Source organism: Planococcus maitriensis, from assembly GCF_003289925.1.
GTDB classification, from domain to species: Bacteria; Bacillota; Bacilli; order Bacillales_A; family Planococcaceae; genus Planococcus; species Planococcus maitriensis.
On the sequence record NZ_QLZQ01000001.1, the window covers coordinates 164591 to 188785 of the forward strand.

19 protein-coding genes and 1 pseudogene are annotated in these 24195 nt (G+C 50.5%); 17 read left to right on the forward strand and 3 right to left on the reverse strand.

Translation table 11 applies throughout. The annotated features are described in order from the left end of the window. Window positions 1-50: 50 nt before the first annotated feature. Window positions 51-1679 (forward strand): catalase, encoded by a 1629-nt coding sequence (locus DP119_RS00800; RefSeq protein WP_240616349.1) that lies wholly within the window; start codon window positions 51-53, stop codon window positions 1677-1679. A gap of 39 nt (window positions 1680-1718) precedes the next feature. On the opposite strand, the gene DP119_RS00805 is transcribed toward DP119_RS00800, so the two are convergent. From DP119_RS00805 to DP119_RS00815, 3 genes are read right to left on the reverse strand one after another with little or no spacing between them, the layout of a single operon-like run. Next, complete coding sequence (locus DP119_RS00805) at window positions 1719-2408, reverse strand: P-II family nitrogen regulator (protein WP_112229988.1); 690 nt, start codon at window positions 2406-2408, stop codon at window positions 1719-1721. Next, entirely contained in the window at window positions 2392-3135 is a 744-nt protein-coding gene (locus DP119_RS00810; protein WP_112229990.1) for a DUF1538 domain-containing protein, read from the reverse strand. The genes DP119_RS00805 and DP119_RS00810 overlap by 17 nt, the downstream gene beginning before the upstream one ends. Beyond that, window positions 3053-3826, reverse strand: a complete 774-nt coding sequence (locus tag DP119_RS00815) for a DUF1538 domain-containing protein (protein ID WP_112229992.1) — start codon at window positions 3824-3826, stop codon at window positions 3053-3055. The genes DP119_RS00810 and DP119_RS00815 overlap by 83 nt, the downstream gene beginning before the upstream one ends. Before the next feature lie 115 nt (window positions 3827-3941). On the opposite strand from DP119_RS00815, the gene DP119_RS00820 reads away from it, so the two are divergent. The 16 genes and pseudogenes from DP119_RS00820 (at window position 3942) to DP119_RS00890 (ending at window position 23842) form a co-directional block, all read left to right on the forward strand. Further along, the gene (locus tag DP119_RS00820; protein ID WP_112229994.1) at window positions 3942-4571 is read left to right on the forward strand and encodes a pentapeptide repeat-containing protein; all 630 of its coding nucleotides are present in this window, start codon (window positions 3942-3944) and stop codon (window positions 4569-4571) included. Window positions 4572-4753: 182 nt separating this feature from the next. Further along, entirely contained in the window at window positions 4754-5107 is a 354-nt protein-coding gene (locus tag DP119_RS00825; RefSeq protein ID WP_058382696.1) for a helix-turn-helix domain-containing protein, read from the forward strand. Between the two features lie 159 nt (window positions 5108-5266). Further along, the gene (locus tag DP119_RS00830; protein WP_112229996.1) at window positions 5267-5767 is read left to right on the forward strand and encodes a hypothetical protein; all 501 of its coding nucleotides are present in this window, start codon (window positions 5267-5269) and stop codon (window positions 5765-5767) included. A gap of 68 nt (window positions 5768-5835) precedes the next feature. Continuing rightward, complete coding sequence (locus DP119_RS00835; protein WP_112229998.1) at window positions 5836-6621, forward strand: SDR family oxidoreductase; 786 nt, start codon at window positions 5836-5838, stop codon at window positions 6619-6621. An 18-nt stretch (window positions 6622-6639) separates the two neighbouring features. Next, a complete protein-coding gene (locus DP119_RS00840) occupies window positions 6640-7125 on the forward strand; it encodes a DUF4334 domain-containing protein (protein WP_112230000.1) in 486 nt (161 codons plus the stop codon). A gap of 158 nt (window positions 7126-7283) precedes the next feature. Continuing rightward, complete coding sequence (gene recQ / locus DP119_RS00845) at window positions 7284-9059, forward strand: DNA helicase RecQ (protein WP_112230002.1); 1776 nt, start codon at window positions 7284-7286, stop codon at window positions 9057-9059. A gap of 436 nt (window positions 9060-9495) precedes the next feature. Next, a complete protein-coding gene (gene gltB / locus DP119_RS00850; protein WP_205853824.1) occupies window positions 9496-14079 on the forward strand; it encodes a glutamate synthase large subunit in 4584 nt (1527 codons plus the stop codon). A gap of 65 nt (window positions 14080-14144) precedes the next feature. Further along, on the forward strand, window positions 14145-15632 hold the full coding sequence (locus DP119_RS00855; RefSeq protein WP_112230006.1) for a glutamate synthase subunit beta: 1488 nt from the start codon (window positions 14145-14147) through the stop codon (window positions 15630-15632). A 296-nt stretch (window positions 15633-15928) separates the two neighbouring features. Continuing rightward, entirely contained in the window at window positions 15929-16399 is a 471-nt protein-coding gene (locus DP119_RS00860) for an OmpH/Skp family outer membrane protein (protein ID WP_112230008.1), read from the forward strand. Between the two features lie 86 nt (window positions 16400-16485). After that, window positions 16486-17400 carry an HD-GYP domain-containing protein gene (locus tag DP119_RS00865; protein ID WP_112230010.1) on the forward strand — a complete coding sequence of 305 codons (915 nt, stop codon included), beginning with the start codon at window positions 16486-16488 and terminating at the stop codon, window positions 17398-17400. A gap of 117 nt (window positions 17401-17517) precedes the next feature. After that, window positions 17518-18060 (forward strand): hypothetical protein, encoded by a 543-nt coding sequence (locus DP119_RS00870; protein ID WP_112230012.1) that lies wholly within the window; start codon window positions 17518-17520, stop codon window positions 18058-18060. Between the two features lie 140 nt (window positions 18061-18200). Next, window positions 18201-19658: a circularly permuted type 2 ATP-grasp protein gene (locus tag DP119_RS00875; protein ID WP_112230014.1), complete on the forward strand. Its 1458-nt coding sequence runs from the start codon at window positions 18201-18203 to the stop codon at window positions 19656-19658. 33 nt (window positions 19659-19691) lie between these two features. After that, a pseudogene (locus DP119_RS16065) lies at window positions 19692-20543 on the forward strand (alpha-E domain-containing protein); the annotation flags it as partial. A 135-nt stretch (window positions 20544-20678) separates the two neighbouring features. Continuing rightward, window positions 20679-21530, forward strand: a complete 852-nt coding sequence (locus DP119_RS16070) for a transglutaminase family protein (protein ID WP_476704071.1) — start codon at window positions 20679-20681, stop codon at window positions 21528-21530. 82 nt (window positions 21531-21612) lie between these two features. Continuing rightward, entirely contained in the window at window positions 21613-23058 is a 1446-nt protein-coding gene (locus DP119_RS00885; RefSeq protein WP_112231867.1) for a DEAD/DEAH box helicase, read from the forward strand. 232 nt (window positions 23059-23290) lie between these two features. Continuing rightward, a complete protein-coding gene (locus DP119_RS00890; RefSeq protein WP_112230018.1) occupies window positions 23291-23842 on the forward strand; it encodes a 3D domain-containing protein in 552 nt (183 codons plus the stop codon). Window positions 23843-24195 lie beyond the last annotated feature (353 nt).

Below are 24195 nucleotides of genomic sequence, written 5' to 3' on the forward strand. Positions count from 1 at the left end.
GCTGGGGGGGGAAGAGGGAAATGATGGCATTAAAATGAAGGAGGATTATCATGAAGGACACGAATGAAGAGCTTAAGAAAAAGATGTCTGAAGGTGAAAACGAAGAGACCTTGACCAACCGCCAAGGGCACCCGGTAAAAGATAACCAGAATTTGCGCACTATCGGAAACCGCGGTCCGGCGACTCTTGAAAACTATAACTTCATCGAAAAAATCTCTCATTTTGACCGTGAAGAAATACCTGAACGCATCGTCCATGCACGCGGTGCCGGGGCATTCGGTTATTTCGAGACTTATGGAACGGTCGGCGATGAGCCGGTCGAAAAATATACACGCGCTAAAGTATTTTCAGGCAAAGGCAAACAGACGCCCTTGCTCGTGCGCTTCTCTACGGTGGCAGGATCCCGCGACTCGCCTGAAACGGCACGCGACCCGCGCGGTTTTGCCGTGAAGATGTACACCGAAGACGGCAACTGGGACCTTGTCGGGAATAACTTGAAGATTTTCTTTATCCGCGATGCGATGAAATTCCCTGATATGATCCATGCCTTTAAGAACGATCCGGTTTCAAATGTTCCGGATCCTGAGCGGATGTTCGACTTTGTCGCCCGTTCCCCTGAAGCGACGCATATGATCACGTTCCTGTTCTCCCCTTGGGGCATTCCGGCAACCTACCGCCATATGCAAGGCTCTGGTGTCAATACCTACAAATGGGTCAACGATAAAGGCGAAGCGGTCCTCGTCAAATACCATTGGGAGCCGAAACAGGGCATCCGCAATTTGACCCAGGCAGAAGCCGATGAAATCCAGGCGAAAAATGTCGGGCATGCAACGGAAGACCTTTACGATTCAATCGAAAATGGCGACTATCCGGAATGGGAGCTGTTCGTGCAGATTATGAGCGATGATGAGCATGCCGAACTCGACTTCGACCCGTTGGATGATACGAAACTATGGCCGATGGATAAATTTCCGTTCCTGCCAGTCGGCAAAATGGTCTTGAACCGCAACCCTGAAAACTACCATGCGGAAATCGAGCAGGCAGCATTCGGAACAGGCGTCCTTGTCGACGGCATGGACTTCTCGGACGATAAAATGCTGATTGGCCGCACGTTCTCGTATTCCGATACACAGCGCTACCGTGTAGGCGCGAACTACTTGAAGCTGCCGGTCAACGCACCGAGAAAACGTGTGGCGACCAACCAATACGGAGGGGCGATGGATGTGCCGCGCGGCGAGAATGCGAAGAATCCGCATATCAATTACGAACCGTCCGTGCTTGGCGGATTCAAGGAAGCAGATCGCCCGAATACGCCGGATTATGAGCCGGAATACCACGGCAAACTGACGAAGGCGCCGATCGACCGGACGAATAATTACGGCCAAGCCGGGGAGACGTATCGCAGCTTCGAGGATTGGGAGCGCGATGAACTGATCAACAACCTCGGCGATGCCTTGTCTGCGTGTGATCCGCGCATCCAGGAGGAAATGGTGCATCACTTCACGCAGGCGGATGAAGATTATGGCCGCCGCGTCCGTGAGAATATCGACATGAAAGTGAAGAAGATGAAAGAAATGAAAGACAGTGAAAACACTGAACCGAAGCTTTATGGAAAGCCGGCAGCGAGTAAAGTGGCTCAAGCCGCGAGTTCCAAAGGGCACGGGGCAGAGCGTTATTAAATAGGAAAACCGGTGCGCCTCGGAGGCGCACCGGTTTTTTCATGGATTCAATGAAGAGTGGTTGACGCCGAAAACATTTTCCACGTCGATCAAGAAGGCAATGCCTTTTCCGGGAGCATCGAGGTCGACTGCCTGTTCGATGCTGGCGACCACTTTTTCTGCAAACACGGCCGGCACCAAGGTCAGTACGACATCTTTTTCCGGATCGATCGTAAAGTTCATGAACTTCTTCTGTTCGTTGACTCCGGTACCGCGCCCTTCCAGGATCGTTCCGCCTTCAGCGCCGGCTTTTGCCGCCGCTTTGACGACTTGCCCGGAATCCCCGGAATTGACGATGGTGACGATCAATTGAAAATCTTTCGGTTCTGGCATTTGTTCCACTCCTTGCTTCTTTTTTCGGTCGTCTTCGCGGTCGTTGAGATGGGGGACCCCCAGCAATTGGCTGAGGTGGACGGTAAAGCCGAGGCCATGACCGGATTTGCCCAGTTTTCCGGCATGGCTGATCGCTTCTGCAACGGCCAGTTCGATTTCACCGTCGACAGCGATAAAGACCACATCTTTTTCGTGTGTGGCGGGAAGCCCGAGGAACGTGGGCTTTTCGTTTCGGCCGATCCCTTCCGCGTACAGTACCGTCGCCCCGTCAGCGCCGGCTTCTTTCGCCGCTGCAATGACATCCCTCGAAGCGCCGCGTTTTACGATGGCAATCATCAGTCTATGATTCAGATTCATGGTTTTGTTTTCCTGCCTTTCGGTTAAAGAGTAAGCCGACTACAAGTACGGAGATGATCGGCGTCAATGCCACCAACGCAATCATCCCAAAGCCATCGACGAGCGGGTCCCGGCCTTCGGTGACTGAAGCGATGCCGACTGCCACGGAGACGATGAACGTGACGGTCATCGGCCCGGTAGCGACACCCCCTGAGTCAAAGGCGATGGCGATGAATGTGCGCGTGGAGAAAAAGATTAGAATGAGGACAAGGATATAACCCGGCAAAATGAAATACCAGATCGACCAGCCTGTCAGGATCCGCAGCATCGACAAAGCGATGGACAAGCCGACCCCTGTCGATAAAGTGTAGAGCATGATTTTCGAAGAAATATAACCGCCCGTTTCGCGGTCGACTTCCTCGTTCATGATGCGGACAGCCGGTTCGGCAAATGTCGCCACAAAGCCGAGCACAAATCCGATCGGAATGATCGCCCAGCGATATTGCCAATCGCCCAGTTCCGCACCCATCAATTCACCGAAGGGCATGAAGCCGATATGGACGCCTTGCAGGAAAAAGGACAACCCGAAAAATGTCAAAACGAAGCCGAGTCCGGTTTGCAGCACGCGTTCTTTCGGCAATTTAAGCATGAACAATTGGAATACGCTAAAGAATACGACAAGCGGAAGGAGGGCCATGCTGACTTCGATCAGCACTTCCCCGAAACCATGGAAAATATGCAAGTTCACCGGTACAGCACCCCAACAGCATGACAGCGATAATGGGGCCGATCGAGGCCAGCCCGATCAAGCCGAAACCTTCGCCGCTGCTTGGCTTATCGGAGCGCAGGACGGAGGCGACACCGATGCCCAGTGCCAGGATGAAAGGCACTGCCATCGGACCGGTCGTTACCCCGCCGGCATCGAATGAAATCGGGATGAATGCTTCAGGGACAAAGAAAGAAAGAAGGAAGACAATAGTATATCCCCCGATCAGCAAATAATGGATCGGAATGCTGAACAGCGTCCGGACCATCGCCAAGGCGACGAAGATCGCCAGGCCGATCGAGACGGATAAGATCAGGATGTTTCTTGAAATATCGCCTCCTGATACATCATCGATTTGATTGGCCAGGACGCGGACATCCGGTTCGGCGATCGTGACGGCGAGCCCAAGCACAAGGCCTGTCCCGATGACCAGCCATGGTTTACGGGTCAAGGGCAGCTTTTTGCCGATCAATTCACCGATCGGGAGCAGCCCTGCATTGACGCCGAGCAAAAACAGGAAAAAGCCGGTACCGACAAAAACGACCCCGATCAAGAACTGGAGCAGCGCTTCAAACGGCAGGCGGATGATCAGGACTTGAAGCAAGACGACGACAATCGTGACAGGAAGAATGGCAGATGCGACTTCTTTAAACGTGCTTTTGACATTTTCCATGCAGCATCTCCTTTACAGCGGATTTGGGTTGAGGCAATTCTCGCGGCGGATGGGACAAGAAACTGGATTGTCGTTAAGATGAAGAAAGAACATACGCAAGCCAGGAGGAATGATGATGAAAAAGAACAAGAAGACCGAACCGATGCTTCCCCCGGAATTAGAAACATTTTCTTTTATTGAAGCATTAGATGATGGATATGTCCATGATTGCCGGATCGTTTCCGAGGAATTACCGGCAGGGAACGTCCATTTTGACCGGGTGCTGTTCGAGAATGTCCGTTTTTTGGATGGCGAGTGGGAACGCAGTGAGTTCGCGGATGTGGTGTTCATCAATTGCGATTTATCGAATGCTGATATGAGGCGGGCGGTGTTCCATCGGGTGAAGTTCGAGAATTGCCGGTTGTTGGGAACGGATTTCACGGAAAGCGCGATCCGCTATGCACGTTTTAAAGAATGCCGTATCGATTATGCAGTTTTCGGATTTTCCCATATAGGCGACGTGATTTTCGAGGAAAGCATGCTGCGGCAAGCGGATTTCTATGAGGCCGATCTGAAAAATGCGCAATTTTTGGCCAGTGAGTTGAATGAAGCCAATTTTACGGGAACGTCCCTTAAAGGCACGGACTTCAGCTCAAGCCGCTTTGCGGAGCTGCAAGTGACTCCCGGGTTGCTTGAGGGGTGCAAAGTATCCACGGATCAAGCCTTATTGTTTGCGCGTAAACTGGGATTAATTATCACAGAATAAGAGTTTTTTAATTATTACATGCTTTATGACCCTTTTAACTTCCAGTAATTAGATTAAATAGATACTGTTCACTAAATATTCATTCTATTTTAAAAAATTATCCATAAAATGATTGCTCATTCACTTTAATTGCAGTATATTTAAAATAATTAGAAATTTACTAAAAGGAGCAGGAATCAACCATGAAGCAATTAAGCAAAAAAATAAAAGATTTAAGAGAAGCGAGAGGACTTTCCCCGGAAGAGCTTGCAGACCGTTTGGGCTTTGCGAAAAGCACGGTATGGGCGTATGAAAGCGGAAAGAAACAAGTGTCAGTTGTACATCTGGAACGCCTCGCCGATTTCTTTGAGATTTCTGTGGACAGCCTATTGGACCGCAACGACCGCACGATCAATGTTGATCTTCAAAATACGAATTTCCTGAACGAATATACAGTGATGCTCGATGACCAGCCGTTGAACGAAGCGGAACTCGCCGAGGCGGCTTCCTTCATCCAAGTGAAAAGACGCATGGGCAGCTATGGCTTGGCGACTTGATAGACATGTACAAGCACTTCTTGGCCTGTTCTCCTGTAATGAGGAGGACGGGTTTTTTTGTGTGATTGAAATCATTGATGAATTGTTTTTGACAGAATTATCTGTCAAAATAAAAAGGAGACTTGAGGAAATGGCGGTGGGGATTTGAGAAGATACATAATGTACGAAACATACCGGCTGGGCATTCTCATCGACCATTTAAAAGCGGAAGACTTAATCAGGCAAATCGATGAATATATTGAAGAAACGCCAGTCGATCAGATCCCCCACATCTTTTACGTCCTGTCGCTGGCAAGTAACCGGCGCATCATGATTGAATTGCTGACGGATCTGGCACGTGGGGTCGACGAAGAGCTGCCGGCGTCGATTGTAGCCGGCATCCTGTATAAGGACCGCGAGCGTTATACAGTGGAAGAGCTTTACGGAAAAATCGGGATGCTGGCTTCGCTGCTCGCCGATGAAGATGGTGAAATCGCGGCAAGTTTCCGTGAATTGAAAACTTCCTACGATGAATTGCAAGCGGTTTACGGGCGGCGCTTCAAGAGAAAGAAGGCAAGGGAGCGCATGCTTGCCCGCAGCGAAAAGGTGTTGGAGGAGACGCTGTCTGAATATGCCCATTTCGCGGAGGAAATGGACCGGAAAGAATGGTGGCTCAATTAAACCTGTTTATTCTGGTTGCTAGGGGGAAGACAAATGATAGCAACTTACAGAATCAGGAGGAGATCACGATGAGCAAAACGATTTTCATTACAGGAGCCGGAAGCGGGCTTGGTAAAGGCACGGCACTGGGCCTTGCGGCAAAGGGGCATAAAGTGATCGCCCCCGTCGAAACAGCGCCGCAAGTGACATCGCTTCGCGAAGCGGCAACGGACGCCGGGGTCGAATTGACAACATTTAAGATGGATATTAAAAATCCGCAGGACCTGGCACAAATGCTTGACTATGATTTCGACATTTTCGTCGCGAACGCTGCCGTCAATGAAGGCGGGCCGCTCGGTGAAGTGCCGATGTCGAATTTCCGTGAATTGTTCGAAGTGAACGTATTCCAGACGCTTGAGACGGCGCAAATTGCGGCACGCAAATTCGTGGAGAAAGGAAAAGGCAAAATCATTTTCCTGTCTTCCATGGCAGGCATCATGTCGACACCTTATGTCGGCCCATATACGGCGACGAAACATGCCATCGAAGCGATCGCGAAAACGCTGCGCAAGGAAATGGCGGAGTTCGGCGTGCAAGTGGCGACGATCAATCCGGGCGCTTTCGACACGGGCTTCAATGACCGCAGTGCGGAGGCGAAGTGGAAATGGTTCGATGAAAAAACCCACTTCACGCGTCCTGAAGACATGAAGGAAGCGGAGAAGGGCTTGGAAGACCAATTCGACCCGCAGGACATGATCGACAAGATGGTCGAAATCATCCCGCTGGATGCCCATAAATTCCGCACGGCTTATCCGGAAGAAACCGAACAGCAGATGAAAGACGAAGAAGCGAAGCATTGGGAACTTGAGATCTAACCGGAAAGGGAGAAGGCCATGAAGCCGGATCGATGGATGTGGAAAGTGTTGGAGCAAGGCGGAACCACTGCCGATGAAGCATGCCGGCTGTTCGATGCGCTGGAGCCAGTTGAACCCCCCGCGATGTTCGGCACATGGAAAGGGCACGAATTGGCTACAGGGCATCCATTGGACGGCTGGCTTGAAAAATCGGGCTGGTATGGCAAGGCTTTCCACAGCACCAAGCATGTCGACCCCTTATTATTCAAGAGCCCGCTCGGAAAGCCGTTCCCGCTTCATCCGTTTCCGCCTGGCTTGATCTTCAATCTACTGAGCGGAGCGAGAGGGGCGGCGCGTCTTTGCAAGATGGAGTGGCGCGGGAAAACGAGTGCGGTAATGATATACGATCAATTGCCGATCCAGGATCATTTCCGCAAAGTGAACGACGATGTGCTGATGGGGATGATGGACTGGAAAGGCATGAAGCGGCCTTATTTCTTCCTGTTGGCAAGAGTCTACACATGAGATCATTTTCACTGCCTCAATCCGAATGAAAAGGCCTTTTCAGCCACCCCGGAAAATAATCGGTTTTCCGGGGTGGCTTTTCGTATGCCAAAAAAGAAATAGCCCTTCAAATATGGTAAGCTACGTTCATAGCAAAACAGTATGGGGAGTGTTCAAAGGTGTTGGAACAAGCAAGAAAACTACTGCAGTCGCATTTCGGGTACGACAGCTTCCGGACCGGCCAGGAGCAGGCTATTACACAAGTATTCGACGGCCAAAATACGATTTGCGTCATGCCGACAGGCGGCGGGAAATCGATGTGCTACCAGATTCCTGCGCTCGCCATGGAAGGAACGACCATCGTCGTCTCCCCGCTGATCTCCCTCATGAAAGATCAAGTCGACTCATTGCAGGCAGCTGGAATCCCGGCTGCTTCTATTAATAGTTCACTCGATGTCCACGAAGTCCGCGACATCCTTCATCAAGTGCAGATGGGCATCATCAAGTTATTGTATATCGCGCCCGAGCGCCTCGATTCGGAAATGTTCCTGGATGGGCTGCAAGGTGTCAAGGTACCGCTCATCGCAGTCGATGAAGCGCATTGCATTTCGCAATGGGGCCATGATTTCCGGCCGAGCTACCGGCTGATCAGCCGCATGCTGGAGATTTTCCCGGACAATCCGACGGTGCTTGCGTTGACGGCGACGGCGACGCCGCAAGTGCGGGAAGATATTTGCCGCATCCTGGACATCGAAGAACAGAATACCGTCATCACCGGTTTTGAACGGGCAAATTTAAGTTTTTCCGTCATCCAGGGCCAGGACCGCGAACGTTTTATCCGCGATTACGTCCAGAAAAACGATAATGAGGCGGGCATCATTTACGCAGCGACCCGCAAAACGGTGGACTCGGTCTATGAATCGCTCATCAAGCGTGGCGTCAGGGCAGCGAAATACCATGCAGGCATGCCCGACGACGAGCGCCGCCTTGGGCAGGAGCGGTTTTTGAATGATGAAGTGAATGTGATGGTGGCAACCAATGCATTCGGGATGGGCATCGATAAATCGAATATCCGTTATGTTGTCCATTACCAGCTGCCGAAAAACATGGAGAGCTATTACCAGGAAGCGGGGCGCGCCGGGCGCGATGGCTTGCCGAGCGAGTGCATCGTCCTCTATGCATCACAGGACGTCCAGACGCAGCGCTTTTTAATCGACCAGGCGCAGGACCCGTCGCGCATACCGGGCGAGCTGAAAAAGCTCCAGGGCATGGTCGATTATTGCCATACGGAAAACTGCCTCCAGCAATTCATTGTCCATTACTTCGGCGACGGAAGTGCAGCCCCGTGCGGCCATTGCGGAAATTGCGTCGACGAGCGCGAGGGCCAGGACGTTACGGAAGATGTCCAGAAAGTGCTGTCGTGCGTCATCCGCATGGGCCAGAAATTCGGCAAGACGATGACCGCCCAAGTATTGACCGGCTCGCGCAATAAGAAAGTGCTCGATTTCCGGTTCGATCAATTATCGACATACGGCGTGCTGAAGCATATGAATTCGAAGGAAGTGTCGAACCTCATCGAATTCATGATTTCACAGGAATTGCTAGCAGTCGAACAAGGCAGCTTCCCGACGATCTTCGTTCCGGATGGCGGGCGCGATGTGCTGCTCGGGAAACGCCGCGTCATGAGAAAAGGCGCTGTCGTCACAAAGCGGATCGCCACCAACGATCCGTTATTTGAGGAATTGCGCACGGTCCGCAAGAAATTGGCGGATGAGGCAGGCGTCCCGCCGTTTGTCATCTTCTCGGACAAGAGCTTGCAGGATATGGTCGCGCGCAAGCCGAAAGATGAAGAAGCCTTTTTGGAAGTGAATGGCGTTGGCGCCAACAAACTGGAGAAGTACGGGGAGCAATTCCTTGAAGCGATCCGGATGCATGAGACAGTGAACAACCCATAATCCGTCTTCGTGGGTTCGGGACGGCGAAACGCCGGTGAATCTTTGGCTGGCGAATATTCTTGCAGGGGGGTTCTCGCCAGCTGCCAATAAAAAAATCGCTTCGATAAACGAATCGGCAAGTGATATAGGAAAAACCGGGAAGAGAGAGCCTTCTTCCCGGTTTATTTTTTTTTGGCTTTTTTTTTCGCTTCAGGGCGACTATGGGGAAGAGATGCTCTCTGCTCCTTATTTTCTGTATTAATATGCATAAATAACGAATAAAGAAAACCTAGTTATAGCGTAAATTGAAAGCGTTTCCACGAAAAAATGTCGATATGTCAATGAATCTTCATGCATGAATTAGTTTTCTCACTAGTCTAATTTGTATATATATTCAATTATATGATATACTATCAAAACATTATGACAATGAATGCGTATAAAGGAGGCGGTTTTATTGAGAAAGAAAGAGTATCCGATCGCACAAGGTCTGTATCATCCCGATCAGGAACATGAAGCTTGCGGCATCGGGATGATCGCTAATATAGACGGAAGAAAATCCCACAATATCGTCCAGAATGCAGTCAACATCCTGTGTAACCTGGAACATCGCGGCGGCCAATCATCTGATACGAGCACAGGGGACGGGGCCGGCATTTTGACGCAGATTCCGCACCGCTTTTTCCTGAAGCAATGTGAAAAAGAAGGAATCGTTCTTCCGGAAGAAGGGAAATACGGGATCGGCATGATTTTCATGCCACAGGATTACGATCTCCGCATGAAAGCTAAGGACATCATCCAGCGCATCGTCGAAGAAGAAGGCCAGGAAGCACTTGGCTGGCGCCCTGTGCCGGTCAACGATTCATTCGTCGGCAAAGTGGCGGCGAAAACCAAGCCGGTCATCCGCCAGATCTTCATCGGCGCATCAGCGGAACTTGAGACACGCATGGACTTGGAGCGCCGGTTGTACATTATCCGTAAACGCATCGAGCAGGAAATGGGAGGTCAGGAAGAGTTCAAGGATGTCTATTTCAGCAGTTTGTCTGCCGGAACGATCGTCTACAAAGGCATGCTCATCCCGGAACAACTGGATTCCTTCTATATCGACCTCAACCATCCCGAATTCAAATCGGCGTTGGCACTCGTCCACTCACGGTTCAGTACGAATACCTTCCCGAGCTGGCAGCGTTCCCACCCGAACCGCTACTCCATCCATAACGGCGAATTCAATACGCTTCGCGGAAATGTCAATTGGATGAGGGCCCGCCAGTTTGCCTGCAGCTCCCCTTATTTTAATGACCAGGACCTGCAAAAAGTCCTGCCGGTCATTGACGAGACAGGAAGCGACTCATCCATGTTTGATAATTGCTTTGAATTTCTTCATCTGTCAGGGCGTTCCCTTGCGCATACGGCCATGATGATGGTCCCGGAGCCATGGGTCAACGACAAATCGATTGACAAGAAAAAACGGGACTTCTATGAATACCACAGCACATTGATGGAACCTTGGGACGGCCCGGCCGCTTTGGTCTTTACAGACGGCCGCCAGATTGCAGCCTGCCTCGACCGTAATGGCTTGCGCCCGGCACGCTATTATATTACGAAAAGCGGCATGATCGTACTTGGTTCAGAAGTCGGTGCGCTCGATATCTTCTCTGATGATATTATCTACAAAGACCGCTTGCGCCCGGGTAAAATGCTATTGGTCGACCTGGAAGCCGGAAAAATCGTGCCGGATGAAGAAATTAAAATGCAAATTGCCTCCGAACTTCCTTACAAGGATTGGGTCGAAAATAACTTGCTCGGCCTGGAGGACCTGCCGGAGCCGAAAGAGCCGGAACATATCCGCGGTGAGGAATTGCTGAAGCAACAGCTTGCTTTTGGCTATACGCAGGAAGAAGTCCAGAAAATCATCAAACCGCTGGCATCCGACGGGAAAGACCCGGTCGGTTCGATGGGTTACGACTCGCCGCTCGCGGTATTATCGAAAAAGCCCCAGCTTTTGTATAACTATTTCAAGCAATTGTTTGCACAAGTCACCAACCCGCCGATCGACGCCATCCGTGAGCAGATCATCACGGCAGCGCGCACGACGATCGGGGCAGAAGGCAATCTGGTGGATCCGAAGCCAGAAAGCGCCCGGCATATCCGTCTTGAAACACCGGTATTGCTGAATGCAGAGCTTGAGAAGCTGCGCCAGCAAAACTTGCCGGAGTTCAAGACAGTGACGCTTTCCATCCTCTTCAAGGCAGATGGGGGAGCGGAAGCGATGGAAGCGCGTCTGGAAGCTTTGTTTGCTGAAGCGGACGAAGCGAGTGACAATGGCGCGACACTGATTATTCTCTCCGACCGTGGCGCAAACAGCGAATATGCAGCCATTCCGGCATTGCTCGCAGTGTCCGGCCTTCACCACCATTTGATTCGGCAAGGCACACGGACGCGCATGAGCATCTTGCTGGAATCTGCGGAACCGCGCGAAGTGCATCATTTTGCGATGCTGATCGGATACGGTGCCGAAGGGATCAACCCTTACCTGGCATTTGAAACAATCGAAGACCTGGTAGCGAAAGACGATATCCACGGCATGAACGTCGAACAAGCCGAAACGAGCTATGTACAAGCCGTAACGGATGGCATTATTAAGATACTGTCTAAAATGGGCATTTCGACCATCCAAAGTTACCGAGGCGCGCAGATTTTCGAAGCGATCGGGATCCATATGGATGTCATAGACAAATACTTCACCCGCACATCATCGCGCCTTGGGGGCATTGGGCTCGATATTATCGCCAAGGAGGTCCTGCTGCGCCACGCGTCTGCTTATCCGGACCGCGAAGGGGCGAACCCAGCGCTGGAGTCGGGCGATGAGTATCAGTACCGTGAAAACGGCGAAGACCACCAATACAACCCAATGACGATCCACACGCTCCAACAAGCGTGCCGGACGAATGATTACGATACATTCCGCAAGTACTCGAAACTCTTGACGGATGAAAAAGCCAATCTCCAATCCTTGCGAGGTTTGCTGAAATTCAAGGAACGCACGCCGGTCCCGATCGAAGAAGTCGAATCGGTCGAAGAAATTTGCGCACGCTTCAAAACCGGCGCCATGTCGTACGGTTCGATCAGTAAGGAAGCCCATGAAGCGCTGGCAATCGCGATGAATAAAATCGGCGGCCGGAGCAACTCAGGAGAAGGCGGCGAAGAAGTTTCACGCTTTATCCCTGACGATAACGGGGACAGCCGCAGAAGCGCCATCAAGCAAGTCGCATCGGGCCGCTTTGGCGTCACGAGCCATTATTTGGTCAATGCCGACGAAATCCAGATCAAAGTCGCGCAAGGGGCGAAACCTGGAGAAGGCGGGCACTTGCCAGGCAAGAAAGTCTACCCTTGGATTGCGGAAGTGCGCGGTTCGACGACGGGCGTCGAATTGATTTCACCTCCGCCCCATCACGATATCTATTCGATCGAAGATTTAGCGGAATTGATCTTCAACTTGAAAAACGCCAACCCGCGTGCGCGCATCAGCGTGAAATTGGTATCGGCCGTCGGTGTCGGAACGATTGCGGCAGGTGTCGCGAAAGGCCGTGCCGATCTCGTCTTGATCAGCGGCTACGACGGCGGAACGGGTGCTGCGCCGAAAACGAGCTTGAAGCATACCGGCTTGCCGTGGGAGATCGGCCTTGCGGAGACGCACCAGACGCTTCTATTGAACGGCCTGCGCGACCGCATCGTCGTCGAAACAGATGGCAAGATGATGACCGGCCGCGATGTGGTCACGGCAGCGCTTCTCGGAGCTGAAGAATACGGCTTCTCGACAGCACCGCTTGTCGTGCTTGGCTGTGTCATGATGCGCGTCTGCCATCTGGACACATGCCCAGTCGGGATTGCGACGCAAAACCCGGAACTGCGCAAGAAATATACGGGCGAAGCGGACCACGTCGCGAACTTCATGCGCTTTATCGCCATGGAAGCACGCGAATTGATGGCGGAGCTCGGGTTCCGCACGATCAATGAAATGATCGGCCGCACCGACGTTCTTGAAACAAATAAAGCGATCAAGCACTGGAAAGCGGAAGGGCTCGATTTGACACAGCTTCTCTATCAGCCGGACCTGCCGGAAAAAGTCGGCCGTTATGCAACAGTCAAGCAAGACCACGGCTTGAAGCATACGCTCGATGTCCAGGAACTGCTCCCGCGCTGCCGCAATGCGATCGATACCGGCGAGCCGGTCGAAGTATCGACGGCCATCCGCAATATCCACCGCGCGACCGGGACGATCATCGGCAGCGCCATCTCCCGCAAATACGGCGCAGAGGGCTTGCCGGAAGACACCATTACATTGAACTTCCAAGGTTCTGCCGGCCAAAGTTTCGGTGCGTTCATCCCGAAAGGCATGACGCTCAATTTGATCGGAGACTCCAATGACTTTGTCGGAAAAGGCTTGTCCGGCGGCAAGATCGTCGTCAAGCCGGCGGCGGATTCGACATTCCTCCCTGAAAAGAACATCATCATCGGCAACGTATCGTTCTATGGTGCTTCAGCAGGCGAAGCGTATATCCACGGCATGGCCGGCGAACGTTTTGCCGTCCGCAATTCCGGCGCCAAGATCGTTGTCGAAGGTGTCGGCGATCACGGCTGTGAATACATGACTGGCGGGCGCGTCGTCATTCTCGGGGATACCGGCAAGAACTTCGCGGCCGGCATGTCAGGCGGTGTCGCCTATGTCCTTGATGAAGATGAAACATTCAGCGCACGCTGCAATGCGGAAATGGTGCATATGCAGCCGCTCGCAGACCCCGTTGAAATCGCGGAACTGAAAGAGATGGTCGAAAACCATGTCCGCTATACAGGAAGCCTGAACGGCAAACGCGTATTGGATCATTGGGAGATTCTTTCTGCCAAATTCGTCCGCGTCATTCCGAAAGCCTATTTGAAAATCAACGAGCGCATAAGCAAGCTGCAGGACAGCGGCATGGCGAAATTCGACGCTGAAATGGCCGCATTCGAAGAAAGCAAAATGGCTTCGGCCGGCAAGTAACAGCACCGGCCACTGCTGCCTTTCATAGAGAAAAGCTTGATAAATATGCGAACTGGAGGGAAACGATGGGGAAGATAACCGGATTTATGGAATATGACCGACAGACTGTAAAAGAACGCGACCCCGAACAGCGGACGCATGATTGGAAAGATTACACGATTCCGCTATCTGAACAGGAAGTACAAAAGCAAGGGGCGCGCTGCATGGATTGCGGCGTCCCGACTTGCCAGACGGGAATGGATCTCGACAATGGCACGACCGGATGCCCCGTCAATCACTTGATCCCCGAATGGAATGATCTGGTCTACCGGGGGCAATGGAAAGAAGCGCTTCACCGGGAACACCTGAAGAACAACTTTCCGGAATTCACCGGCGTCGCTTGCCCGGCGCCGTGTGAAGGGGCTTGCGTCCTTGGCATCAACGAACCGCCTGTCGCCATCCGTACCGTCGAGCGATCGATCATCGAACGCGGATTTGCGGAAGGCTGGGTGGTGCCGGAACCGCCGAAACAGCGAACGGGCAAGAAAGTGGCGGTTGTCGGATCGGGTCCTGCGGGACTAGCGGCGGCAGCCCAATTGAACAAAGCCGGCCACATGGTAACGGTTTTCGAGAAAAGCGACCGCGTCGGCGGCTTGCTGACTTACGGCATCCCTGAAATGAAATTGCCGTATGATATGGTCATGCGCCGCGTCAAGATCCTCGAGCAGGAAGGCATCACATTCGTGACGAATGTCGAAGTCGGCAAAAACTATCCTGCAGCGAAATTACGCGATGATTTCGATTCGGTCATCATGGCGGCCGGGGCGACTGTCCACCGCAATATCGATGTCGAAGGGCGTGAGTTGGAAGGCATTCATTTCGCGATGGACTTCCTGCATGCCAGCACAAAAAGCTTGCTCGATTCCGACTTGGAAGACGGCAATTACATCTCGGCAAAAGGAAAAGACGTCATTGTCATCGGCGGCGGTGATACAGGAACAGACTGTCTTGCAACATCCGTGCGCCATGGCTGCAAGAGCCTTGTGCAATTCGATGTGTACGATCAAAAAGGTGCCATCCGTGATGAGAAAGGCAACCCGTGGCCGCAATACCCAAAAATCCATCGTGTAGAGTACGGCCACAAGGAAGCAGCCGCAACGTTCGGCGACGACCCGCGTGCATATGCGGTCATGACGAAGAAATTCGTCGGCGATGAAAACGGGCACGTGAAAGAAGTCCATACCGTCAACGTCAAGCTGAAAATCGATGAACAGGGCAACCGCATCCGCGAGGAAATCCCGGGCACGGAAAAAGTCTGGAAAGCGGATCTGATCCTGATCGCGATCGGCTTTAGCGGGCCGGAACAGCTGCTGATCGACCAATTGAATGTCGAAACGCATGCCAATTCACGCGTTAAAGCTGAATACGGCGATTACCGCACGAATGTCGAAGGCATTTTCGCGGCCGGCGATATGCGCAGGGGCCAGAGCTTGATCGTCTGGGCGATCAACGAAGGCCGTGAAGCCGCACGGGAATGCGACCGTTATTTGATGGGCAGCACCGTATTGCCATAAAAGAGTTTCATTGAATGACAAGCCTGCAATTTTTCCTTGCAGGCTTTTTTCTTTTGGGGTTACAAATCGGAATAAAGGGGAATGAATAATAAATTGATTATTTAAATAACTTTAAATAATCATCTCGTTTCTTTATTGTAAATTTTTTCAGGAGTTGTTGTGCAAAAGTCCTAGCGTGTATATACTGAAGGATGTAGGACTATCGGTCGCTTATATCGCCAGTAACAGAAATATAAAAAGGATAAGCGGTCCGCAATTTCTTCAAAAAAAATTAAATCAACCCAGGAGGAATACGCATGTTCAAGAAAAGTATCGCAGCCGTCATCTTCTCATTCATAATGATTTTATCAATGGGAACAGGAGCGTTTGCATCGGGAATTCCAGTCGTAGATGATGTGCCGCAACACAGTATTGATGGGACAATGACAAAAGAAGTGCAAGAAGCGATGAAAGATATCAATAAAGTGAATGCAAAAATCGAAGCGGAAATCGCTAAAAATGAAGAAAAAGCCGCTAAGCTTTATGCTCGCTACCAAGCTGAACTTGAAAAAGAAACAGACATGGAACAGAAAGCGGAATTGACTGCAAAGTACGAAGAAAAAATCACAAAGCTGATCACGAAACTCCAGGAAAAAGCTGAAAATATGACGGAAAAAGGCATTGAGAAAGCTACCGAAGCCGGAATCGATGCAAAGATTGTCCTAGTTGAAGGATTCTTCGGTGACAGAACTGCCCTTATTGACCCTATCGTAGTAGTTTCTTGGTGAGAATATTGTAGATATCAGTTAAAAAGAGTAGTATGAGAGTAGAGGAAACTTTGCTCTCATTTTTTTTATATAAGGGAAGTGAATTTGTGAGAGGCTTGGATATATTAAAGGGGAACTATCTGGAAAAAATTGAAAACGACACCACCACTCTGTCTCTGTTAGGAAGAGGGGGAGGTCTAGAACTTCTAAAACAAACAATTCTTAAAGATAATAGCTTTATCCTTTTTCCAAGTGAAGTTGCCGATGCTCATGAATTTTATTACATATTAGAAGGAGAGATTCAGGCGGAAGTTGAAGGGAATATCATTACCTTAAGCAAGGATGGTTTCTTTTCATGTAACGAATTGGAAGTGCCTGTTTCTTTCAGAGTCATAGAAACAGTAACATTATTCTCAGTATCCACTGCTCCTGTATTTCATTATTTAAGTAAAATCATCGAAGAACTAAGAAAAATTGGCGAACGTGTTGAGCAAAAGGACCGCTATACTTTTAACCATAGTGCCCGAGTCGCCAATTATGCTGTTAAGACTGCTGCAAAATTAAAATTAACAAGAGAACATATGGAGTCATTATTCCTGGCTTCCATCCTTCATGACATCGGCAAAATCAATATTCCGGAAGAAGTCTTGAAAAAGCCTTCCAAATTGACGGATGCAGAATTTGACCTGGTGAAAAAGCATCCAGGAGATGGCGCCGATATGATTCGGGACACCCCTTATAAAGATATCGCCGACATCGTCGAGCAGCACCATGAACGGGTGAACGGACGCGGATACCCATTCGGCTTGAAAGGCGATGAGATCTTGATCGAGGCAAAGATCATCGGGGTCTGTGATACTTTCGATGCGATGACGGAAGATCGTGCCTACCGTTCTGCGTTCACCGCCCAATATGCGATGGAGGAACTCGAACGTCTGATCGGGATTCAATATGATGAAGAAGTCGTCAAAGCATTCAAGCAAGTATTGTTAGAAGAAGGCAAATTGATAGATACACCTTAAAGGGCGCCCTGTTACAAGGGTGTCTTTTTCCTTTTTAGGGAAGCGATGTTTGAAAATAGGCAATTCCGTCTATACTTACTACACTAAGTTTTATTAAATGAAGGAGGAGATTATAAAATGGCACGAAAATCAGGCGGATTTTTCAGCAAACTCGTATTGCTGGGGGTAGGCGCGGCAATCGGGGCAGCAATGACACAGAAAAAGTCGGAAACCGGCAGCGCACAAAATACCAGCGGTTCTTCGACGGGCACGGCCGACATGAAAGAGAACATCAAGAAGAATTTGGATCGCTTCAATGAGCAGTCGGGCGGTATGGTCGATAAAGTGAAGCCTCATATCAACAAAGCGGTCGACACGGTCAAGACGACAATCGAGAAGCAGCAGCAAATGATGGATAAGGAAAAAGACGCGCTCGATAAAGCGAACAAGACCGTCCAGGATGAAGTCGGTGAATCGAAAGGCTCGGATTCTTCATCGGGCAATACAGCATCATCCGCCAATAAAGATGCGTTCTCTTCCACTTCTTCCTCTACGGATGCCGATAAGCCGAGCGGCGGTTCGTTCGGCGGCAGCACGGATTACACCGAATCGCTGAAAAAGAAGCCGGAAACCGATTCCGCTTCGGGCAAATCTTCAAATGGCGGCACAACGAAAAAATAACTTCGGTTATAATAGAACAAAGAACAGCTATGCCGAGCATGGGCATGGCTTTTTCTTTCCCTCCAGTAGACAGAAAATTCATACCTTTTGAAAATCAGCGGGATTTACTGGCGGCATTCTGATAGAGGGGGTTCGGCCACGTGTTTAACGATTATAAAACCAGTCCATTTTTTGATGAGATGTTTACGCCAGACGGAAAACCGAAAGCCCATTACGAAACCTTCCATGAAGTGATCAAGCGATTTTCAGAAGATGAACTAAGGGAAAAGCATGAGACAGCGCAATTATCGTTTCTTCGCCAAGGCATCACTTTCACTGTCTACCATAATAATGTAGGGACCGAGCGGACCATGCCGTTCGATTTCGTGCCGATCATCATCCCGCCGGAAGAATGGGAAGTGGTCGAAAAAGGAATGACCCAGCGCGCGGAAGCGCTGAACCGCTTTTTGGACGACGTCTACCACGACCAAAGGATTATCGAAGCGGGAATCGTGCCGCGCCATTTGGTCGAAGACAATCCTTATTATTATGAAAAACAGATGAAAGGGGTCAAGATTCCGCTCAGCAATCACATCTTCCTGGCGGGGATTGACTTGATCCGTGATGAAAATGGGAAATACCATGTGCTTGAAGATAATTTGCGCAACCCCTCCGGTTTGTCTTATGTGTACCAGAACCGGTATGTCATGCGCCAAGTGTATCCCGAGTTTTTCGTCAACCATTCGGTGAGGACGCTCGAGCATCAGATGAGCTTCCTGCATGAGGCGATTTTGGATCATGCCCCGAAAGAACGGAAAGACAAACCGTTTGCAGTGCTTTTGACGCCAGGGATGTACAACTCGGCTTATTATGACCATGTCTTTTTGGCCCAGCAGATGGGCATGGATTTAGTGGAAGGCCGCGATCTGGTCGTCCGCAACAATATCGTCTATATGAAATCGATTCGGGGGTTGAAGCGCGTCGACATCATCTACCGCCGTATCGACGATGATTTCTTGGATCCGGAAGCTTTCCGTCCGGACTCTGCGCTCGGGGTACGCGGCGTGATGGAAGCTTACCAAAAGGGCAATGTCGCGATTTTGAATGCGGTCGGCAACGGTGTCGCGGATGATAAGGCGATCTATGCATATGTGCCGGAGATGATCCGCTATTATCTGGGTGAAGAACCGATCATCGACAATGTGAAAACTTATTTGCTTGATAAGCCCGAAGACCGCGAATGGGTGCTTGAGCATCTTGAAGAGCTTGTCGTCAAAAATGTCGGGGCATCCGGCGGTTACGACATGCTCGTCGGCCCCCATGCCTCGAAGGAGCTGATCGAAAAGTTCAGGGAGAAAATTATCGAAACGCCTCATCAGTATATAGCGCAGCCGACGATCAAGCTGTCCCGCGCACCGGCTTTTCAAGGAGACAAGTTCTACCCTTGCCACGTGGATCTGAGGGTATTCGTCATGAGAGGCGAAACGACGCATGTCCTGCCCGGCGGATTGTCCCGTGTCGCGCTGAAAGAAGGGTCGCTTGTCGTCAACTCTTCACAAGGCGGAGGCGGAAAAGACACGTGGGTGTTCAAGAAGAAAGAAGAAGGGGAGGATGCGTAAATGTTAAGCCGTGTCGCAAATTCATTGTATTGGATGTCCCGGAATGTCGAGCGGGCGGAGAACAATGCGCGCATCCTCGACGTGCAATTGCTGCAGATGATCGAAGCGGCTGATGAGGAACTCGTGCGCGATTCGGATTGGAGGCTGATTTTTGAGATCTGCGATTCGACGGAAACGATGCGCCGCATCAAAGCCAACCCATCCTATGAAGAATCGGAACTGGTGCAATACTTGGCGATGGCACAAGAAAACGCCAATTCAGTCGCCAGCTGCGCGATGGTCGTCCGGGAAAATGCCCGCATCAGCCGCGACCATATCCCCGATGATTATTGGGAGACCTGGAACCGTTCGTATTTGGCGCTCAATGACATGGACTTGAAGAACAGCTCGGTCCGTGAAATGAGGTCGTTCCTGGAAACCATCAAAACGACTTCGCTTATTTCCCAGGGAATTGTCGAGTCCTCGATGTCCCGGGGTGTGGCGTATCAAATGATCAAAATCGCCAAATGGCTCGAACGCGCGGAAAAGACGGCGCGCATCTTGAATGTCGTCTGCGAGCGGACGCGTGAGCGCGTCAGGAAAGAGCAGACGGATGATTATTATTTCTGGCTGGCGGCTCTCAGGATGACCAATGGCTATAATGCATATTTGAAGAGCAATCCGCCGCGCATGGAACCGAAGAAAGTACTGGGCTTTTTGATATCGGACAAAACCTTCCCGAGATCGATCCGCTATTGCCTCGACCATGTGCGGGACGCAGTCGAAGAACTGGAAGAAGGCAAAGTGTCCCATTATTCGTGGGAGTTATATGCAAAGCTTGATGAAGTGCGGACTTCCTTCAGCGAGACGGATATCGAATCGCTGGATTCGGATGAATTGATGCATTTCCTGAACCGTTTCCAGGATGGCTGCAACGAAATCAGCCGGATTTTCTCCAGCACTTATTATTTGACCGATCCCGAGGCGGAAACAGCGATGGCGTTCCAATCCCAAAGGATGGATATGAAAGGAATAACTTCTATGAAATACAAAATCGAGCATACCAATATTTTTGATTATGAAACCATCGTCGACCAAAGCATGAACACGATCCGTCTGAAACCAAGAACGGATGAATGCCAACGCCTCCTGTCCTACCGTGCAGATATTACGCCAGCGACATTGACAAAAGAACATGTCGACATTTTCGGCAATAACGTCGAGACGTTTTTCATTGCCGAACATCATCAGCATCTGGAAGTGAAATCGACTTCCATCGTCAGCATCCAGAAAAGCCCGTTCATCCACCGCATCGACTATTCGCCGGAAATGAACGTCATTTTCCATTCCCAATTGTTCACGGAGCATTATATGGCGTACTTAAGCAACACAGCCTATACGTATATCACGCCGGAGCAGATGGAATTGGTCGACCGCGAGCTCGGGGAGATGACCAACCCGGTGCAATACGCGATTGATGTGACCGAGTATGTCTTTGACCATTTCACCTATGACGGCGAGTCGACGACCGTCACAACCAAGGCGAGCGAATCGTTCGATTTGAAAAAAGGCGTCTGCCAGGACATTACGCACGTCATGCTCGGCATCTTGCGCAGCAAGAACATCCCAGCGCGCTATGTCAGCGGATATTTGTATGTAGGGGAAGATTCAGCGCTTGTCGGCGATGCCGCAAGCCATGCGTGGGTGGAATTCATGGTGCCGGGCATCGGCTGGGTCGGGCTCGATCCGACCAATAATGTCGAAGCGCTGGAAAACCATATCCGCGTCGGCGTCGGCCGCGATTACAACGATGTCAGCCCGGTTCAAGGCGTCTACAGAGGCGGCAGCCAGTCGCTCGATGTGAAAGTCTCCGTGAGCCTGCTCGACCAATAATGCCAATAATCGCTTAACTGCAAAACTGCCCGATCCGTGCCATAATGAAGAGATAAGACAGATGAACGGAGAAGGAGAACTTATGAACATGAACCAATTCAAAGAGTACGGCATCAGCGAGCCGATCGTAAAAGCGCTGGAAGGCCTGGGTTATACGGCACCGACCGAAGTGCAGCAGCAAGTCATCCCGGCCGCTCTTGAAAAACACGATTTGACCGTCAAATCGCAAACCGGCAGCGGCAAGACCGCCGCATTCGGGATCCCGCTGTGTCAACTCGTCGATTGGGAAGAAAACAAGCCCCAGGCGCTCGTTTTGACCCCGACGCGTGAACTTGCCGACCAAGTAAAGGAAGACATCACCCATATCGGCCGCTTCAAGCGCATTAAAGCTGCTGCAATCTACGGAAAGCACCCGTTTGCGTACCAGAAGGAAGAGCTGAAGCAAAAATGCCATATCGTCGTCGGGACGCCGGGACGCGTGCTCGACCATATCGAAAAAGGCACCTTGAAGCTCGAGAAAATCGAGTATTTGGTACTCGATGAAGCAGATGAAATGCTCAATATGGGCTTCATCGAACAAGTCGAATCGATCATCAAACAGCTCCCGAAAGAACGGACGACCATGCTGTTCTCGGCAACTTTTCCGGCACATCTGGAAAAGCTGCAGCGTGATTTCATGCGCTCGCCGCGCTATATCGCCATCCAAGCGGCCGATACCTTGGAAGAGCGCATCGAGCATTCTTTGTATATCGTGAAGGAACAGGATAAATTCCAGTTGCTGCGTGATGTCACGGTCGTCGAGAATCCGGATAGCTGCATCATTTTCTGCCGGACGAAAGACCAGGTCGATGCCGTGTCGGAAGGTTTGGAGCGTTTGTTCTATACAAGCGATCAATTGCACGGCGGCATGACCCAGGAAGACCGTTTCGGCGTCATGGATGATTTCCGGCGCGGCGAGTTTCGTTATTTGGTGGCCACCGATGTCGCGGCGCGAGGCATCGATATTGACGGCATCACCCATGTCATCAATTATGATTTCCCGCTCGAGAAGGAAAGCTATGTCCACCGTGCCGGCCGCACGGGGCGTGCCGGCAAGAGTGGCAAGGCGATTTCATTCGCCACACCGTTCGAAGACAAATTCCTGAAAGAAACGGAAGATTATTTAGGGTTTGGAATCCCACGTGTCGAACGGCCGTCAAGAGAGCAAGTCGCCTTGGCAAAACCGGCATTTGAAGACAAGATCGAGAGCCGCCAGAAGCCGAAAAAGCACAAAGCGGCTGCACTCAACCAAGACATCATGAAGCTGTATTTCAATGGAGGCAAAAAGAAAAAGCTGCGTGCAGTCGATTTTGTCGGGACGTTGACCAGCATACCGGGCATCACGGCGGAAGATATCGGCATCATCAAAATCCAGGACACCGTTACGTACATCGATATCCTGAACGGCAAGGGGCTGCATGTCCTGAAAGCGATGAAAGACAAAACCGTCAAAGGCAAAACCTTGAAAGTCCATAAAGCGAAAAAATAAGAGAGGCCTTTTCCGCAAGCTTTGGAAGCTTTGGGAAAGGCTTTTTTTCTGTTTTGGGCTGCTGGTTTTAATGGGATGGGTTCTTTTGTCACGAAAAAAAGCGGAATTGTAATCAAATATGCCTAACGCTGTCACATGATTGTAACCTTGCCGTGCTATTTTATTTTTACTGAAAAGCTTTCAACCGATTTACGCAAGGCGCAATTATCCGATACGCAAAGGGGATAGGAACTTGAAAAAATTATTGGCGGCTTTAGGAATGGCAATGCTCTTATTGCTTGGCACTTCACTTACGGCTTCTGCAGCATCGAATGTTTATACAGTCAAAAGCGGCGATACGCTTTATAAAATTTCCCAGCAAACGAAAGTATCCGTCAATAACCTGAAATCCTGGAACGGTTTGAAATCGAATCTGATCTACCCGAAACAAAAGCTGAAATTGAAAAAATCAACTGCTAAACCAACACCCGTATCTGCTAGCAAAGATAAAGTGGTGAAGGAATTCACTGTTTCCTCGACAGCCTATACGGCATATTGCAAAGGATGCTCAGGCATCACGAGAACCGGCATCAACTTGAAGAAGAACCCTGGAGCTAAAGTGATCGCAGTCGATCCGAAAGTCATCCCGCTTGGCACGAAAGTATGGGTGGAAGGCTATGGCTACGCCGTCGCCGGCGATACAGGCGGCGCTATCAAAGGCAAAAAAATCGATGTCTTCATCCCAGACCGCAACAAAGCACTGAAATGGGGACGCAAGAACGTAAAAATCAAAATCCTGAAATAAGCAAAACCCGGCTGAACCATCAGCCGGGTTTTTTTATGGCGTTTTTCACGAGAGAAGTATATAAGGCGGGGGAGTCTTTGATATTTCAAGGCATTCATCATCCAACTAGCTTTCACTTGAAGCACTTCATTACAACACACCATTCTTCAAGAAGCGATTCCCCCACTAGCCGGTAACTCCGCAAAAAAGCAGATCTGTTTAAACAAACTCGAATCAATGAAATCACTAAGCCGCCCAGCGACCAGGGTGAGCCGACGCAATAAGACAGGCGTTCTTCCTGGCTTATTGCCAAAGGCCAACCCAAAGCCGGGCGGCGAATAATCAAACGAAGCTTCATTCCAGACGCCAAAACA